Annotated in this window: 16 protein-coding genes; 5 read left to right on the top strand and 11 right to left on the bottom strand. The window is 67.6% G+C overall.

Annotation, left to right across the window (positions count from 1 at the left end; translation table 11 throughout):
* Window positions 1–126: 126 nt before the first annotated feature.
* The gene (locus AC1RVW_RS29375) at window positions 127–1,164 is read left to right on the top strand and encodes a DctP family TRAP transporter solute-binding subunit (RefSeq protein ID WP_493204209.1); all 1,038 of its coding nucleotides are present in this window, start codon (window positions 127–129) and stop codon (window positions 1,162–1,164) included.
* A 30-nt stretch (window positions 1,165–1,194) separates the two neighbouring features.
* Here the strand turns inward: AC1RVW_RS29375 and AC1RVW_RS29370 are convergent, their stop codons facing one another.
* Window positions 1,195–2,160, bottom strand: coding sequence for a GlxA family transcriptional regulator (locus tag AC1RVW_RS29370; protein ID WP_493204207.1), 966 nt, complete (start codon window positions 2,158–2,160; stop codon window positions 1,195–1,197).
* Between the two features lie 80 nt (window positions 2,161–2,240).
* Between AC1RVW_RS29370 and AC1RVW_RS29365 the strand changes: the two genes are divergently transcribed.
* The 3 genes from AC1RVW_RS29365 to AC1RVW_RS29355 all read left to right on the top strand — a co-directional run bounded on the left by AC1RVW_RS29365 (window position 2,241) and on the right by AC1RVW_RS29355 (window position 4,585).
* Complete coding sequence (locus tag AC1RVW_RS29365) at window positions 2,241–2,702, top strand: tautomerase family protein (protein ID WP_493204205.1); 462 nt, start codon at window positions 2,241–2,243, stop codon at window positions 2,700–2,702.
* A gap of 17 nt (window positions 2,703–2,719) precedes the next feature.
* Window positions 2,720–3,547 carry a dienelactone hydrolase family protein gene (locus AC1RVW_RS29360; RefSeq protein WP_493204203.1) on the top strand — a complete coding sequence of 276 codons (828 nt, stop codon included), beginning with the start codon at window positions 2,720–2,722 and terminating at the stop codon, window positions 3,545–3,547.
* A gap of 69 nt (window positions 3,548–3,616) precedes the next feature.
* Entirely contained in the window at window positions 3,617–4,585 is a 969-nt protein-coding gene (locus AC1RVW_RS29355; RefSeq protein WP_493204201.1) for a nucleoside hydrolase, read from the top strand.
* A gap of 6 nt (window positions 4,586–4,591) precedes the next feature.
* Here the strand turns inward: AC1RVW_RS29355 and AC1RVW_RS29350 are convergent, their stop codons facing one another.
* The 10 genes from AC1RVW_RS29350 to AC1RVW_RS29305 all read right to left on the bottom strand — a co-directional run bounded on the left by AC1RVW_RS29350 (window position 4,592) and on the right by AC1RVW_RS29305 (window position 15,413).
* Complete coding sequence (locus AC1RVW_RS29350) at window positions 4,592–5,566, bottom strand: Bug family tripartite tricarboxylate transporter substrate binding protein (protein ID WP_081268387.1); 975 nt, start codon at window positions 5,564–5,566, stop codon at window positions 4,592–4,594.
* A gap of 47 nt (window positions 5,567–5,613) precedes the next feature.
* Complete coding sequence (gene tcuB / locus AC1RVW_RS29345; RefSeq protein ID WP_493204199.1) at window positions 5,614–6,798, bottom strand: tricarballylate utilization 4Fe-4S protein TcuB; 1,185 nt, start codon at window positions 6,796–6,798, stop codon at window positions 5,614–5,616.
* A complete protein-coding gene (tcuA, locus tag AC1RVW_RS29340) occupies window positions 6,785–8,209 on the bottom strand; it encodes an FAD-dependent tricarballylate dehydrogenase TcuA (RefSeq protein ID WP_081268385.1) in 1,425 nt (474 codons plus the stop codon). The genes tcuB and tcuA overlap by 14 nt, the downstream gene beginning before the upstream one ends.
* A 76-nt stretch (window positions 8,210–8,285) precedes the next feature.
* On the bottom strand, window positions 8,286–9,212 hold the full coding sequence (locus AC1RVW_RS29335) for a LysR substrate-binding domain-containing protein (RefSeq protein ID WP_493204197.1): 927 nt from the start codon (window positions 9,210–9,212) through the stop codon (window positions 8,286–8,288).
* A 102-nt stretch (window positions 9,213–9,314) separates the two neighbouring features.
* Window positions 9,315–10,052: an amino acid ABC transporter ATP-binding protein gene (locus AC1RVW_RS29330; protein ID WP_081268420.1), complete on the bottom strand. Its 738-nt coding sequence runs from the start codon at window positions 10,050–10,052 to the stop codon at window positions 9,315–9,317.
* Window positions 10,053–10,200: 148 nt separating this feature from the next.
* The gene (locus tag AC1RVW_RS29325; protein ID WP_172839857.1) at window positions 10,201–10,869 is read right to left on the bottom strand and encodes an amino acid ABC transporter permease; all 669 of its coding nucleotides are present in this window, start codon (window positions 10,867–10,869) and stop codon (window positions 10,201–10,203) included.
* Window position 10,870: 1 nt separating this feature from the next.
* On the bottom strand, window positions 10,871–11,629 hold the full coding sequence (locus AC1RVW_RS29320) for an amino acid ABC transporter permease (protein WP_409194846.1): 759 nt from the start codon (window positions 11,627–11,629) through the stop codon (window positions 10,871–10,873).
* A gap of 99 nt (window positions 11,630–11,728) precedes the next feature.
* On the bottom strand, window positions 11,729–12,625 hold the full coding sequence (locus AC1RVW_RS29315) for a transporter substrate-binding domain-containing protein (RefSeq protein WP_081268383.1): 897 nt from the start codon (window positions 12,623–12,625) through the stop codon (window positions 11,729–11,731).
* 153 nt (window positions 12,626–12,778) lie between these two features.
* On the bottom strand, window positions 12,779–14,251 hold the full coding sequence (locus tag AC1RVW_RS29310; protein WP_493204194.1) for an aspartate ammonia-lyase: 1,473 nt from the start codon (window positions 14,249–14,251) through the stop codon (window positions 12,779–12,781).
* A gap of 175 nt (window positions 14,252–14,426) precedes the next feature.
* A complete protein-coding gene (locus tag AC1RVW_RS29305; protein ID WP_081268381.1) occupies window positions 14,427–15,413 on the bottom strand; it encodes a LysR substrate-binding domain-containing protein in 987 nt (328 codons plus the stop codon).
* A 61-nt stretch (window positions 15,414–15,474) separates the two neighbouring features.
* Here AC1RVW_RS29305 and AC1RVW_RS29300 point away from each other — a divergent pair, with 61 nt between their 5' ends.
* Window positions 15,475–16,917 carry an amidase gene (locus AC1RVW_RS29300; RefSeq protein WP_493204192.1) on the top strand — a complete coding sequence of 481 codons (1,443 nt, stop codon included), beginning with the start codon at window positions 15,475–15,477 and terminating at the stop codon, window positions 16,915–16,917.
* The last annotated feature ends 33 nt before the right edge of the window (window positions 16,918–16,950 follow it).

Raw genomic sequence — 16,950 nt, 5'->3', positions numbered from 1 at the left:
GAAATAAAGGAGGAGGCCGCAGGCCGGGGGACATTCGCGGAGGGGAGTACCCGATGGCCTGTGCACGCGCCCTGAACAAGTAGTTTTCGGTCCCAGTAAGTGTTTCGAACAATAAGGAGAGCTCTCATGAAATTCCGCCGCACCCTGCTCGGGCTCGCCGCAGCAGCCACCGCCCTCGGCATGTTCTCGACCGGCGCCATGGCGCAGGCCGCCTACAAGCCCGAATACAAGATGTCCCTCGTGCTCGGCCCGCCCACCCCCTGGGGCCAGGCCGGGAAAATCTGGGCCGACATGGTCAAGGAGCGCACCCAGGGCCGCATCAACATCAAGCTGTACCCCGGCGTCTCGCTCATCCAGGGCGACCAGACCCGCGAGTTCAGCGCGCTGCGCCAGGGCGTCATCGACATGGCCGTGGGTTCCACCATCAACTGGTCGCCGCAGGTCAAGCAGCTCAACCTGTTCTCCATGCCCTTCCTGATGCCCGACTACGCAGCCATCGATGCGCTCACGCAGGGCGAGGTCGGCAAGGAAATGTTCAAGACGCTGGACAAGGCCGGCGTGGTGCCGCTCGCATGGGGCGAAAACGGCTTCCGCGAAATCACCAACTCCAAGAAGCCCATCAGGTCGCCCGCCGACATCAAGGGCATGAAGATCCGCGTGGTCGGCTCGCCCATCTACTCCGACATGTTCACCGCGCTCGGCGCCAACCCCACGCAGATGAGCTGGGCCGATGCACAGCCGGCGCTCGCGAGCGGCGCGGTCGATGGACAGGAGAACCCGCTGTTCCTGTTCACCGTGCTCAAGATGCAGACCGTGGGCCAGAAGTTCGTCACCACCTGGGGCTATGTGGCCGACCCGCTGGTGTTCGTGGTCAACAAGGAAATCTGGGCTTCGTGGACCCCGGCCGACCAGGCCATCGTGCGGCAGGCCGCCATCGACGCCGGCAAGGAAGAGATCGCCATCGCGCGCAAGGGCCTGGTGGAAGCCGAAAAGCCGGTGCTGAAAGATATCGCGGGCATGGGCGTGACGGTGACGAGCCTGACGCCGGCGGAGCGCGAAGCCTTCGTGAAGGCGACGCGGCCGGTGTACGACAAGTGGAAGTCGACCGTGGGCACGGACCTGGTGGCGAAGGCCGAGCAGGCGATTGCCGCGCGCAAGAAGTAAGCGTAAAAAAAACGAGGGGCCGCAGCCGCATCAGCTGCGATAGCGGCTCGGGTTGGCCCCCGCCATCTTCTTCATCAGGCGCCGCAACGCCGTGGCGTCCTGGTAGCCCACCGCGCCGGCCACCTGCTCGACCGTCATGCGGCTGGTTTCGAGCAGCGCACGGGCGCGCCGCAGCCGCACGCTCTGCACCAGCGCCTGCGTGCTCTTGCCGGTGGCCTTGCGGATGTGGCGTGACAGCGTGCGCTCCGACATGCAGAACTCGCGCGCCAGCGCACTGACGGCGGGTGCGTCTGGCAACGCCGACTCGACGCGCGCGGCCAACCGCGCCACCAGGTCGTTGCCGTTGGCCAGCACTTCCGGCACCACGAACGGCGCCTGTGCCTGGCGCCCATCGATCAGCAGCATGCGCGAGACCAGGTCGGTGAGCGCACTGCCGCAGCGCTCGCGCAGCAGGTGCAGCATCAGGTCGGTCTGCGCGAACGCGGCGCCGGCCGTGACCACCGGGCCGTCGGCGCACACCATGCGGTCGGCATCGACGGTGCAGCCGGGCGCCATGCGCGCAAGCAGCGGCGCATACCACCACGAGGTGGTCGCGCGCCGGCCCTGAAGCAGCCCCGCCGCGTTGAGCAGGAACACGGCAGAACAGGAGGCCGCGACCTGCCCGCCGGCCCTTGCGTGCCGCACCAGGCCCGCGACCGCCTTGGCTGCGTCGTCGCTCTCGAGGCAGCGGCGGATGTCGCCCGGCGTGTTGAGGCCGAGCCCCGGCACCACCCAGGCCGAGCGGTCGTCGCGCGGCCGTACGGGCAGGCGCGCGGTGTCGATGGTCATGCCGGCCTGCAGCGGCACCGGGCCGCCCTGCACCGAACACAGCCGCCATCGCGGCGGCGCCACGCCGGCACGCGGAGCCAGGGCCTGCGCGGCGCCGAGGATGTCGAGCGTGACCGCGACGCTCGAATTGAAGGCGCCGGGCAGCACCAGGATCGTGAAGTCGTGCATTCTTGGGGCTGTCTGATTCAGCCTCTAAACAGTCAAATTGGACACTGCCATTCTGGCGGCGCGAAGGGCCCAATACAACCATGCCCAACATCCTCGTGAAGATTCCCCAAGGCGCCTTTCCCGGCGAGAGCCGCGCCACGCTGGTTCGCAAGATCAATGAAGCGGCCGCGGCCGTCGAGCAGATGCCGGACGAGCCCCGTGCGCGTTTCATGTGCTGGGTGCTGGTGGACGAGGTCGCTGCCGGCGGCTGGACCTGCGGCGGCGCCGACGCCACCGCGCAATACCTGCCGTGCATGGCGCGGGTGCTGCTGCCGGCCGGCGTGCTCGACGATGCATCGCGCAGCCTCTATGCCGCGCGCATGCATACGGCCTTCGCAGAAGCCATGCCGGCGGACGACCGGCGGCGCCTCATGACCTCCGTGGTGCTCGACGAAGTGCCCGATGGCGCCTGGGGCGTGGACGGCCGGATATGGACGCTGCCCGACTTCGCTCGCAATGCGGGCTATGCCCATCTGCAGCAGCTGGCGCGCAGCCCTGCATGAGCAACACGCAGAAACGCATGACGACGACGACCCGCCCCCTGACCGAAGACGACCCGCTCGACGATTTCACCGCGCGCCGGATCACGCTCGACGGCGTCGAGAAGAAGGTCTACGTGCTCGGCGAGGGCCCGGCCGTGATCGTGATGACGGAGATGCCCGGCATCAGTCCGCATGTGGCGCGCTTTGCACGCTGGGTGCGCGACGCGGGCTTCACCGTCTACATGCCGTCGCTGTTCGGCCGCGACGGTGCCGTGCCCGGCGCGGAAGAAGGCGTGGCCGTGTTCAGGCGAGCCTGCGTGAGCGCGGAGTTCCGCGCCTTCGCCGCCAATGAATCGAGCCCGGTCACGCAATGGCTGCGCGCGCTCGCGCGGCTCGCGCATGCCGAGTGCGGCGGCCCCGGCGTGGGCGCCATCGGCATGTGCTTCACCGGCAACTTCGCGCTGTCGATGATGCTGGAGCCCGCGATGCTGGCGCCGGTGATGTGCCAGCCTTCGCTGCCGATGGACAACCCCGCCGCCACGAACATGGCGCCTGAGGAACTGGCCGCCGTGCGCGAGCGGCTGGCGCGCGAAGACCTGACGGTCATGGCCTACCGCTTCGAGGGCGACAAGCATTGCAGGGCGCAGCGCTTCGCGGCCTTTTCCGAAGCGCTGGGCGAGCGCTTCGTGGCCCGTGTGCTGCCGGACAGCGCGGCCAACACCGACACCCCGCCCTTCTTCGCGCAGGTGGTGGCGAGCCCGCACAGCGTGGTGACGGCGCACCTGATCGACGAGGCGGGCCAGCCGACGCTCGCTGCGCGCGACGAGATCCTGGCGTTCTTCGCCAGGCGGCTGCGGCAGCGCTGAGCGGCGCCCGCGCTCTGGCAGACTGGCGCCGCAGGGGCGCGCCGTTCGCGCCCGCCAGGAGCCCTTTTCATGCCGCCGCCGAATTCCATAAATACTGTACGTCACACGCTCATCATCGACACGGACCCCGGCGCCGACGACATGATCGCGCTGCTCTTCGCGATGGCCGCGCCCGAGCGGCTGAACATCCAGGCGCTGACCACCGTGGCCGGCAACGTACCGCTGGCCAAGACTTCGCGCAATGCGCGCCTGGCATGCGAATGGGCTGGGCGGCCGGACATTGCGGTCTACGCAGGCGCGCAGCGGCCGCTGAAGCGCACGCCGATCTACGCGGCCAACATCCACGGGCGCGAAGGCCTCACCGGCGTCGACGTGTACGAGCCCGCGGCGCCGCTCGCGGAAGGCAACGCGGTCGACTACCTCGTTCGCACCTTGCGCGCCGCGCCGGAGAAAAGCGTGACGCTGGCCATGCTCGGCCCGCAGACCAACCTTGCGCTGGCGCTGGAACAGGCACCCGACATCGTGCGCGGCCTGCGCGAACTGGTGCTGATGGCGGGCGCGCATTTCAATGGCGGCAACATCACGCCCGTGGCCGAGTTCAACGTGTTCGCCGACCCGCACGCGGCCGAGGCGGTGCTCGCGAGCGGCGTGCCCATCACCATGCTGCCGCTGGACGTGACGCACAAGATCCTCACGAGCGACGAGCGCATCGCGCGGCTGCGCAAGCTGGGCAACCGCGCCGGCGCGATCGTCGCGGACATCCTCGACGCCTACGCGCCGCAGGAAATGAAGCACTACGACATGCCCGGCGGACCGGTGCACGATGCCACGGTCACGGCCTACCTGCTGCAGCCTTCGCTGTTCAAGGGCCGGCGCATCCACGTGGAGATCGACAGCCGCGAGGGCATGGGCTTCGGGCAGACGGTGGCCGACTGGCATGGCAGCCTGCGCCGGCCGGCCAACGTGAACTGGATCATCGACGGCGATGCGCAGGGCTTCTTCGACCTGCTGACGGAGCACATCGCGCGGCTGCCTTGAGCCCGGTCAGTTCGCGGTGATCTTGCGGTCGCGCACGATCGCGCTCCATTTGGAATCCTCTTTCCTCATGAAGTCGGTGAGCTCGGCGCGGGTGGTCGGCTGCGGCGTCAGGCCGTGCTTGTTCAGCGCTTCCTTCACGCCGGGATCGGCCAGCACCTTGACGATGGCGTGGTTCCAGCGATCCAGCAGGGCCGCGGGCGTCTTGCCGGGTGCCATGAAGGCGTACCAGTTGAGGGCTTCGAAGCCGGGGTAGCCCGACTCCGCCACCGTCGGGATGTTGGGCATGTAGGCCGGACGGGTCAGGCCCGTGCTGGCCAGCGGAACCAGATTGCCGGCCTCGATCTGCGGCAATGCAGTCGGCGGCGCCGAAAAATACGAGGCGATGCGCTGGCCCAGCAAGTCTTGCAGGGCCGGGGCGCCGCCTTTGTAAGGCACATGCACCATGTCGATGCCGGCTCGCTGGTTGAAAAGTTCTCCGGCCAGATGGGACGCGGAGCCGGCACCGGTCGAGGCGAAGTCGACGCTGCCGGGTTTCTTCTTCGACAGGGCCACGAACTCGGCCAGGGTCTTCACGCCCAGGCCCTTGTGCACCACCAGCACGTTGGGAAAGTTGACGCCGCCGGAAACCGCGGCCAGGTCCTTGAACGGGTCGTAGCTCACCTTCATGACATGCGGGGCGATGGTCAGCGGCCCGACGGAGCCGAGCAGCAGCATCGACCCGTCGGCCGGCCCCGTGGCCACGTACTGATGGGCGATGTTGCCGCCGGCGCCCGCCTTGTTGTCGACGATCACCGTCTGGCCGATGTCTTCGCCGAGCTTCCTGGCGATCAGGCGTGCGGCGGCATCCGCCGCGCCGCCCGGTGCGAAGCCGACCACCAGGGTCACTGGCTTCTTCGGCGGGAAGTCCTGGGCCTGCGCATGCCCCGCCAGGAAAAGGGTGGCGGCCAGGGCCGCGAGGTGCAGAAGTTGTCGCTTTTTCATCGGAGTCTCCTTGGGGTTGTCGTGTTGTCGTTTTGTCGTGTTGCCCGTCAGTCCGAGCCGAGGCCGACGGGGTTTGGCAGGCGCTTTTCGACGGCATGGCGCAGCAAAGCGGCGCTGCGGAAGATGCCGTGGCCGAACTTGCCGTAGGGCATGGTGGCGAAGAGCGCCATCACGGCACCCAGGTGCACGCACAGCAGCAGGGCCAGGGCGGGGGTGCCGCGGCCGAGCCACAGGGCCAGGCCGCTGGCGCTGGTGAGGAACAGCAGCGCGATGAAGCCCAGGTCCATGGGCTTTTGAGCCGGGTCGCCGTGCAGCGGATGCCGCTTGCGGTTCAGGTGCCACAAGCCGGCGGTGCCGAGCATCAGGCTGATGCCGCCGGCCACGCCCAGCAGCTTCGGCAGGCTGGGCAAGGCGTAGGGAGCGGCCCAGCCGAAGGCGTAGTGATACAGCGTGGCCACGCCGGTGGCCGCGAAGCACAGCATGAAGCCGTAGAAGGTGAGATGGTGAAAGCGCCTGCGTGCCAGCGTGTAGGCGTCGTCTTCGTTGTGGCAACCGTCGCCGTGGCCGCCGTCCAGATACCTGAGGCGCAGTGCCGCGTCGGCGGCTTCCGCCGCGGCGGGTCCGTTCAGCGGCGCGCCGCTGGTGGCGGGCGTGATGTCGCGCCAGAAGCGCCGCACGCCCATGGCCAGCGCCAGGGTTGCGAACAGGAACACCGGGGCGAACAGGGCGACCAGCAGGTTGTGCGGAAACACGCTGTAGAAGTTTTCGCCCGGTGCCGTTCCCCACAGCCCGCCCTTCATCGCCACGGCGAGCGCCAGGAACAGCGCCAGCGCGCCGGCCAGGGCCAGCGAAAGCGTGAGCCCGTTGCGTCGGTAGAGCGCGCCGAGCGCGGGCGGCCAGGCGTAGTCGATATAGGTCTGGCCGCGGACCTCGGCCATGGCCCTTGGCACGTTGACGGCGAACTCGTGCGGCGGCGCGTACTGGCAGGCATGCAGGCAGGCGCCGCAGTTGTGGCAGAGGTTGGCCAGGAAGTGGATGTCGGCCTTGCCGAATTCGAGCCGGCGCGTCATGGCCGGGAACACGGCACAGAAGCCCTCGCAGTAGCGGCAGGCATTGCAGATCTGCATCTGCCGGCCGACCTCGCTCTCGGCGGCCGAAAGAATGGGAATGACGCGTCGCGGACCGTCCGCGAGCGACCCCGCCTCGCGTGCCAGGGCTTCAAGCGTTTGCATGGTGGATTTCTTTCTGCTTCAGGACCGCGGCCGCGGCCTGGGTGCCGGCAATGCGGCCGAAGGCGGTGCCGATGCTCATGCCGACGCCGGCGGTGTAGCCCTTGCCGAGCACGTTGCCGGCCATCATTTCGCCGGCCACGAAGAGGTTGGGGCTGGGCCGGTCGCCAAAGCGCACGGCGGCGGTGTCATCCACCTTCAGGCCCAGGTAGGTGAAGGTGATGCCCGGGCGCAGCGGGTAGGCGTGGAAGGGCGCGGTGTCGATGGGCCGCGCCCAGTGGGTCTTGGCGGGCGACAGCCCTTCGGTATGGCAGTCATCGAGCGCCGTGTGGTCGAAGCGGCCGACACGGCAGGCGGCGTTGTAGTCGGCAATGGTGCGCAGGAAGGTCGCCTCGTCCAGGCCGAGCAGGCGTGCCAGTTCGGGCAGCGTGTCGGCGACCGCGCCCGGAAACACGGGAGGCATGAAGCGGCCCACCGCCTTCTGGTCGATGATGGAATAGCCCATCTGTCCCGGCTGCTGGGCTACCAGCCGCCCCCAGATGGCATAGCGCTTGGGCCAGAAGTCTTCGCCTTCGTCGTAGAAGCGGCGGGCCTCTCGGTTGACGACCACGCCCAGCGACACGCAATCGATGCGGGTGCAGATGCCGCCGTCGTAGAGGGGCGCGCGGGCATCGATGGCCACCATGTGGCCCTGCGAGGGATCACCGACGGAGTCCGCGCCGGCATCGATCAGTTGCCTGAGCAGCACGCCCTGGTTGAAACGGGTTCCGCGGATCAGGAAGTTGTCCGCCGGCCATTCGCCGCGTTCGTTGCGGCCCCAGGCCTCGCGCAGCCATTCACGGTTCGACTCGAACCCGCCGGCCGCGAGCACGCAGCTTCTCGCGGTGATCCGTTCACCGCCCTCGGTGCGCACCGCGGTGAAGCGCAGGCCGTCGAGCTCCACCGAAGCCACGGGCGTCTCGTAGCGGATCCGAACCCCGAGGCGCTCGGCGCTGCGGTAATAGGCGTTCACCAGCGCCTTGCCGCCACCCATGAAGAAGGCGTTGGTGCGCGCCACGTGCAGTGCGCCGGAAAGAGGCGGCTGGAAGTGCACGCCGTGGCTGCGCATCCAGTCGCGGCAATTCGACGAAGCACGGATGACCAGCCGGGCCAGGTGTTCGTCGGTCAGGCCGCCGGTCACCTTGAGCAGGTCCTGCCAGTATTCTTCCTCGGGGTAGGCCTCCACGAGTACGTCCTGGGGACCGTCGTGCATGCAGCGCAGGTTGCGCGTGTGCTGCGAATTGCCGCCGCGCCACGCCTTGGGCGCGGCTTCGAGCAGCAGGACGCTGGCGCCCGCCTCGCGTGCCATCAGCGCGGCGCAAAGCGCGGCATTGCCGCCGCCTACGACCAGCACATCGACCTGTTCATCGCTCACTTCTCGTCTCCTTGTGGGTCGGGAGACTGTAGGCAGGCCACCCTTCAGGCGACAGGCCGGATCGGGCAACAGGTGTTCAGTTTTCGAGAAGACTCGCGCCAGCCCAGCGGCCTTCGCGCACCAGCATGCGCGCGGTGTCGGCCATTACCACCCGGGTGGCCAGCGCAGCCGGCGACAGTTCGTCGTCCGACAGGCTGACCAGCAGGCTGCGCCGGCCCACGTGGTTGTCGGTGATCTGGCTGCTGAGCACATCGTCCGCCGGCTGCCGCGCGAGGGCGGCACCGGGCTGGATGGTGGCGCCCAGGCCGGCGCGCACGGCATCCATCAGCAGCGCCAGGCCGTCGATCTCGGCCACCACCAAGGGCTCGATGCGGGCACGGGCGAAAGCGGAAGTGAGGCTGGCGCGCAGGCCGTGGCCGGCGCTGGGCATGATGAGCGGGACGCCGGCCAGCTGCGCCAGCCGCACCTTCGGACCCGGCGGGCGCTGCGCCAGGCCGACGGCCGCGAGGACGAAGAGCTTTTCATCGAGCAGCGGCTCGATGCTCCAGCGGCGCGGCGTGGCGGTCTCGAACAGCACGGCCAGGTCGAGCTGGCGAGACTGCAGCATGCTGGCCAGGTTGCCCGACAGCGACTCCACCAGATGCAGCCGCACGTCGGGGTAGCGCGTACGCATTTCCCGGATCAGCGGCAACCCGAGCACGGAGGCTGTGGTTGGCGCCAGGCCCACGCTCACATGGCCGGAAAGGCGTGCCTGCTGCGCCGCGCGCACGGCCTCGTCGGCATGGCGGAGCGTGAGCTGGGCCTGCTGCAGGAAGGCCACGCCGGCGTCGGTGGGAGTGACGCCGGTGCTGCTGCGTTGAAGCAGCCGGGTGCTGAGCTCGCCCTCCAGGCGGCTGATCTGCTGACTCAGCGCCGATGTCACCACGCCGAGCTCGATGGCCGCGCGGCCCATGCTGCGCAGTTCGCAGACTTTCACGAAATAGCGGAGTTGGCGGAGTTCCATCGCAAGGGGCCGGCGGTCGAGGGCCGGGCATCGAAGAAGTCATCGCGCAATGAAAAAAGCCACGCTGCGGAACAACGTGGCCTGTCTTTCCTGCGCGGCGGATCAGTGCTGCAGGATCTTGTTGAGGAAGTCCTTGGTGCGCGGCTGGCGGTTTTCCGGGTGTCCGAAGAACTCGTCCTTCGGGCAGTCTTCCAGGATGCGGCCGCCCACGTCGATGAAGATCACGCGGCTGGCCACCTTGCGGGCGAAGGCCATTTCGTGCGTGACCACCATCATGGTCATGCCTTCCTTGGCCAGGGCCACCATCACGTCGAGCACTTCGCCGACCATCTCGGGGTCGAGCGCCGAGGTAGGTTCGTCGAACAGCATCACGATCGGGTCCATCGACAGCGCGCGGGCAATGGCCACGCGCTGCTGCTGGCCGCCCGAGAGCTGGCCCGGGAACTTGTCCTTGTGCGCCATCAGGCCCACGCGGTCGAGCATCTTCAGGCCGCGGGTCTTGGCTTCGTCGGGCGAGCGGCCCAGCACCTTGATCTGCGCGATCGTGAGGTTCTCGGTCACCGACAGGTGCGGGAACAGCTCGAAGTGCTGGAACACCATGCCGACCTTGGAGCGCAGCTTGGGCAGGTTGGTCTTGGGGTCGTGCAACGGAATGCCGTTGACGGTGATCTCGCCCTTCTGGAAGGGCTCCAGCGCGTTCACGGTCTTGATGAGCGTGGACTTGCCGGACCCCGAGGGGCCGCAGACGACGACCACGTCGCCCTTGGAGATGTTGACGGAGCAGTCGTTGAGCACCTGCACCGGGCCGTACCACTTGGATACGTTCTTGATTTCGATCATTTTTTCGGACATTTTCAAACTCCTGTGAGCAGGTTCATCGCACCGAATGCAGTCGGGGAAACGCCGTGGAACCGGCTTTGCCGGGCCACCGGCGTTGCCCCCTGGAAGGGGGTTGGCGAAGCGACACGAAGTGCGCGAAGACTGGGGGTCATCTGATGATGGCGATTTTCTTGTGCAGGCGCTTCACCAGCCAGGAAAGGGCATAGCACATGACGAAATAGACGACGGCCGCCAGCAGGTAGGCCTCTTCCGGCCGCCCGAAGTTCTTGCCGGCGGTCTCGAAGCCCTTGAGCATGTCGTACGCGCCGATGGCGTAGACCAGCGACGTATCCTGGAAAAGGATGATGGTCTGCGTGAGCAGCACCGGCAGCATGTTCCGGAACGCCTGGGGCAGGATCACCAGCTTCATGTTCTGGCCGTAGGTCATGCCCACGGCCATGCCGGCGGAGACCTGCCCGCGCGGGATCGACTGGATGCCGGCACGCATGATCTCGGAAAAATAGGCGGCCTCGAAGCAGACGAAGGTGATGACCGCCGAGGTCTCCGCCCCGATGGGCCGCCCGATGATGAACGGCACCAGCAGGAAGAAGCCCAGGATCACCATCACCAGCGGCACGGAGCGCATGCCGTTGACGTAGGCGGCCGCGGGAAAGTCCAGCCACTTCTTGCCCGACAGGCGCATGAGCGCAAGCAGGGTGCCGAAGAAGATGCCGCCCAGCGTGGCCACCACCGTCAGGATCACGCTGAAGTAGAAGCCCTTCAGCACATAGGTGCTGATCAGGCTCCAGTTGTAGAAGGAAAAGTCGAGATTCATCATGTCAGTGGCCTCCCGTGCCGCCGGCGGCAACGAAGCCCGGCACGCGCACCTTGCGCTCGATGAAAGTCAGGATGCGGTTCACCAGCATGGCGCTGATGACGTAGAGAGCGATCACGCCGATGTAGATCGGGATCTGCGCCGAGGTCTCTTCACCGGCCTGCAGGTAGAACTGCGTGAGCTCGGGAATGGACACCGCGAAGGCCACCGACGAGTTCTTGAAGATGTTCATCGACTCGCTGGTCAGCGGCGGCATGATGATCCGGTACGCCATCGGCAGCAGCACGAAGCGGTAGTACTGCGGCGTCGTGAAGCCCACGGCCATGCCCGCGTAGCGCTGGCCGCGCGGAAGCGCCTGGATGCCCGAGCGCAACTGCTCGGCGATACGCGCGGACGTGAAGAAGCCCAGCGCGCAGACCACCAGCACGAACGGCGGCAGGTCGCGCATGGGCGGAATGATCTTCGGCAGCACGAAGTACCAGATGAACACCTGGACCAGCAACGGGATGTTGCGGAACAGCTCCACCCATGCGTTGCCGAGCCGAACCAGCCAGGGACTGTCCGGCAGCGTGCGCAGCGTGCCGATGATCGAGCCCACGACGAGCGCCACGAGCAGGGCCGAGAGCGACACGCCCACGGTCCAGCCCCAGGCGTTCAGCATCCATTGCAGATAGGTCTGGTCCGCTCCTCGCGCAAAGCAGCTTGCGACCACTTCATTGGTGAGCGTGTCCTGGCAAAAGACCGACATGTCCAGGTTCAGCATCCATCCTCCTTCGCGGGTAAGGGCCCGCGCCCATTGCATCGAAAAGCCCGCGTCGGCAGGGTGCCGCGCGGGCTTGGCTTTTTCAGGTCTGGCGCCGCCTTACTTGGGGGCGTAGGCTTCCATGGGCTTGTCGTTCGGGTTGGCCCAGGCGGCCTTGGTACCTTCCGACACAGGCATGTTCAGGTTGACGTTGTTCGGCGGGATCGGCTGGGTGAACCACTTGTCGTACAGCTTGGCGAGCGAACCGTCCTTGATCTGGCGCACGATGCTGTCGTCGACGGCCTTCTTCAGCTTGGCGTCGCCCTTGGGCAGCATGCAGGCGATGGGCTCGACCGACAGCACTTCGCCGACGATCTTGAAGTCCTTGGGGTTCTTCGACTTGGCGGCGTTGGCGGCCAGGATGGAACCGTCCATCACGAACGCGTCGGCGCGGCCCGACTCGAGCAGCAGGAAGCTGTCGGCGTGGTCCTTGCCCATGACTTCCTTGAAGTCGACGCCTTCGGCGCGCTTGTTCTTGCGCAGCGTCTGGACGGAAGTGGTGCCGGTGGTGGTGGCCACGACCTTGCCCTTCAGGTCGGCGATGCCGTTGATGCCCGAATTGGCCTTGGTGAGGATGCGCACTTCTTCCACGTAGGTGGTGTAGGCGAAGTCGACGTCCTTCTGGCGGGCCGTGTTGTTGGTGGTGGAGCCGCACTCGAAGTCGATGGTGCCGTTCTGCACCAGCGGCACGCGGTTCTGCGAGGTGATGACCTGGTAGTTGACGGTCAGCGGCTTGCCGAGGTCCTTGCTCAGGTCCTTGATGATGTTCTCGGCCATTTCAGTGTGGAAGCCGACGTACTTGCCGCCGCCCAGCGTGTAGGCCAGGCCGGACGAATCGCGAACACCCAGGTTCACTGCACCGCGCTCCTTGATCTTGGCGAGGGTATCGGTGGCCTGCGCAAAGGCGCCGGATGCCACGAATGCCGTCACGGCCAGCGCGAGCAATTGCTTTTTCATCAGAAAACTCCTTGGGAAATTGAACAGAAAGAAATACATCGAAATTCTAGACACACACTGTTGTTGGGCGCATTGGTAACCACCCCGGTGCACGGTGCACTGAACCCAGTGCTTTCGCGCAGGAGCGGGCGCCCGTCTGGTGCATGAGACCCGTCATGGCGCCGGAGGCAATTGATTAGCAGCCTCCGTGCCCGTCGGCAAGGCCGCGGCGGAAACAGATGCTGACAATCTTACAGGTTGCGTCAGGTTTTCCGGCACGAGCAGCGCTTCCATCTCGGCGCGGGTCATGATGCCCAGCGACTCGGCCACCAGGTCTATAGGCCCGCCGGTGGCCAGCGCGGTCTTGGCGATGAGCGCGGCCTTCTCGTAGCCGATGAGCGGATTGAGCGCCGTGACCAGCGTGACCGACGCGCGCACCTGCCTGGCAAGGAACTCCCGGTTGGCCTCGATGCCCTCGACGCAGTTCTTCTGCAGGGTGTTGCAGGCCCGGCTCAGGTGCTGGATGCTCTTGAACAGGCTCCAGCCCATGATCGGCTCGAAGGCATTGAGCTGCAGCTGGCCGGCCTCCGAGGCCATGGTGACCGTGATGTCGTTGCCGATGACCTCGAAGGCCACCTGGTTCATCACTTCCGGGATCACCGGGTTGACCTTGCCCGGCATGATCGACGAGCCCGCCTGCCGCGCCGGCAGCCGGATCTCGCCGAAGCCGGCCTGCGGGCCGCTGGAGAGCAGGCGCAGGTCGTTGCAGGTCTTGCTGAGCTTGGTGGCCACGCGCTTGAGCACGCCCGACAGCTGCACGAAGGCGCCCGTGTCCTGCGTGGCCTCGATGAGGTTTGCGGCCTGCTTGAGCGGCACGCCGGTCTGCTCGGCCAGGTACTGGCATGCGAGGTTGGCGTAGCCGTGCGGTGCGTTGATGCCGGTGCCGATGGCGGTGGCGCCGAGGTTGATTTCCTCGATGAGGGCGCGCGCCTCGCCGAGCCGCTCCTCGTCCTCGCCGATCATGATGGCGTAGGTCAGGAACTCCTGGCCCAGCGTCATGGGCACGGCGTCCTGCAGCTGGGTGCGGCCGATCTTGAGGATGTCCTTGAACTCGAGCGCCTTGGCCTCGAACGCGCGGCGCAGCGAGGCCATCGACTCCAGCAGCCTGCCGATGGCGAACCACAGCGCCAGCCGCACGGCGGTGGGGTACACGTCGTTGGTGCTCTGCGAGGCGTTGACGTGGTCGTTCGGGTGCAGCACGTCGTAGCGCGCCTTCTCGTGGCCCAGCTTTTCCAGCGCGAGGTTGCAGATGACCTCGTTGGCGTTCATGTTGGTGGAGGTGCCGGCGCCGCCCTGGATGACGTCGACCACGAATTCGTCGAGCAGCTTGCCGTCGATGACGTCCTCGCAGGCCAGGATGATGGCGGCGGCGCGGTCGCGGTCGATGGCGCCGAGGTCGGCATTGGCGCGGGTGGCGGCCTTCTTCACGTAGGCCAGCGCGCGCACCAGGTCGGGCATGGCCGAGATGCGGGTGCCGGAGATGGCGAAGTTCTCGACGGCCCGCGCCGTGTGCACGCCCCAGTAGGCGGCGGCTGGAATCTGCTTCTCGCCGAGGAAGTCGTGTTCGGTCCTGAAATTGGTGCTCATACAGGTTCCTCGGCTAAAAAAAAGCACGCGGGTGGCGCGTGCCGTAAAGCTTGCTTGTGACAGCGGCGTTAAAAAACTGCCGCGACTGTAGTGGCCCGGGCCCCGCCGTGCCAATGCCGTTTGCGGGGACGGTCATGCGCGTCATTTATAGATTGTGCGGTGCACAAAAACGCCGTCAGCGCGGCGGCTGGGTGCCGACAAGGTAGGACCACAGCGCGTCCGCCGTGCCCTTGGGCTGCATGCTGTCGAGCGACGACGACTTGGCGGCGCGGCCGGACGCGCCCTTGACCGGCGCCGGCGCGCTCGGCCGCTCGCGGTAGGCGCGGATTTCCATCGTCGCCTCCAGGCTGTCGATCTCGGGCGGCAGCGCGCTCACCAGCTTGCGCGCCTTGATCTCCTTGCGCACCGCGCTCTGCGGCAGGAAGGCGATGCCGTGGCCCTCCAGCGCCATCACCTTCAGGCCCTCGGCCATGTCGGTTTCATAGACGCGGTCGAGGTGGATGGCCGTGCCCGACTCCTTCAGCAGCTGGTCGACGACGCGCCCCAGGTAGGCGCCCGGCGCATAGCCCAGGTACGGCAGCGGCTGGCCGGGGCGGCCCGGCAGCCGGTAGCGCGGCGCGCCGTCGGCGTCGGCCTTGACCCAGGGGGCGACGGTTTCCTCGCCCAGGCTCACCATCTCGTACTTGTTGGCGTCCAGCTGCAGCGGCTGCGAGGGGTGGTGGTAGGCGATCAGCAGGTCGCAGCTGCCCTCCACCAGCCGCAGCACCGCGTCATGCACGTTGAGCGCGATGAGCCGGCTCTTCATGGGGCCGAAGTGCTCGCGCAGCGACGTGACCCAGGCCGGGAAGAAGGTGAAGGCCAGCGTGTGCGGCACCGCGAACTCGATCACGTCCTGCCCGGCGGCCGAATGGCCGCGCAGCATGGCGCGCGTGCTCTGCAGCGACTGCAGCATCTCGATGGCCTGGCTGTAGAGCGTCTGCCCCGCGGGCGTGAGGCGCGTCGGGTACGAGCTGCGGTCGACCAGGTCGGTGCCGGCCCAGCCTTCGAGCGCCTGGATGCGGCGCGAGAACGCCGGCTGGGTTACATGCCTCAACTGGGCCGAGCGGCTGAAGCTGCGCGTTTCCGCAAGGCTGATGAAGTCTTCGAGCCACTTTGTTTCCATACGCGGCGATTATGCGAGCGCCGCGCCATACTGGGCGCCCCCTCCTTTTCCCGCACTCGCCATGCCTTCAGCCGACCTGCTCGACCTCAGCGCCACCGAACTCTCCCGCCGCATCGCCGCGCGCGACGTGTCCTGCCGCGAGCTGATGGCCGCCTCGCTGGCGCGCATCGAGGCGCTGAATCCGCGCTTCAACGCCATCGTGTCGCTGCGCGATCCGGCGCTGTCGCTGGCGGAGGCCGACGAGCGCGATGCCGAGCTGGCGCGCGGCGAACGGCGCGGCTGGATGCACGGCTTTCCGCTCGCGGTGAAAGACCTGAGCCACGCCGCCGGGCTGCCGACCTCGATGGGCTCGCCGCTGTCGCCGCGCTCGCCGGCGCGCACCGACAGCCTGCACGTGGCCCGCGCCAGGGCCGCCGGCGCCATCGTCATCGGCAAGACCAACACGCCCGAGTTCGGGCTCGGCTCGCACACCTACAACCCGGTGTTCGGCATCACGCGCAACGCCTATGCGCCCGAGCGCAGCGCGGGCGGCAGCAGCGGTGGCGCGGCCGTGGCGCTGGCCCTAGGCATGGTGCCCGTGGCCGACGGCAGCGACATGATGGGTTCCCTGCGCAACCCGGCCGCCTTCAACAACGTGATCGGCATGCGGCCCTCGCGTGGACGCGTGCCCGGCGACCCCGAGCAGGAGCTGTTCTTCCAGCAACTGGGCATCGAAGGCCCGATGGCGCGCACCGTGGAAGACGCGGCGCGCCTGCTGGCGGTGCAGTCGGGCTTCGACGGCCGGGTGCCGCTGTCGTCGCCGCACGCCCTGCCCTCGCCCGACGCGCTGCAGCTCGACGGCGACGGCAAGGGCCTGCGCATCGGCTGGCTGGGCAGCATCTGGCCCGACCTGCCGCTGGCGCCCGGCGTGCGCGAGCTCGGCGAAAAGGCGCTCGGCACCTTCCGCGACATCGGCTGCGAGGTCGAGCCCTGCACGCTCGACGTGCCGCGCGAGCACAACTGGAGCGCCTGGCTGCGCCTGAGGCAACTGCTGGTGGGCGGCAAGCTGGGCGCCTACCTGAGCGACCCGAAGCTGTTCGCGCAGCTCAAGCCCGAGGCGCAATGGGAAATAGAGCAGAGCCGGCACCTCGACGCGGCCTCGCTCTATCAGGCGTCGAACTACCGCTCGAACGTGTACCGCGCGTTTCTCAAGCTGTTCGAGCGCTTCGACTTCGTGCTGGCGCCGACGGCGCAGGTGTTTCCGTTCGACGCCGAGCTGCACTGGCCGACCGAGGTGGCCGGCGTGAAGAGCGACACGTACCACCGGTGGATGGAGATCGTCACGCCTTTCACGCTGGCGGGGCTGCCGACGCTGAATGTGCGCGCGGGGTTCGGGGAAGGCGGGTTGCCGATGGGGGTGCAGCTTGCCGGGCCGATCCATGCGGATCTGGATGTGCTGCGGCTGGGGCATGCGTACGACCTGGCCTGCGGCTGGGCCGCCAAACGCCCCCCGGTATTGGCTTGACTCCCTCCCCTTCCGGGGGAGGGCCGGGGTGGG

This window comes from Variovorax sp. MPBD4-3, from assembly GCF_058809745.1.
The sequence above is the reverse complement of the archived record's forward strand: the minus strand, read 5'-3'. Positions and strand labels throughout refer to the sequence as shown.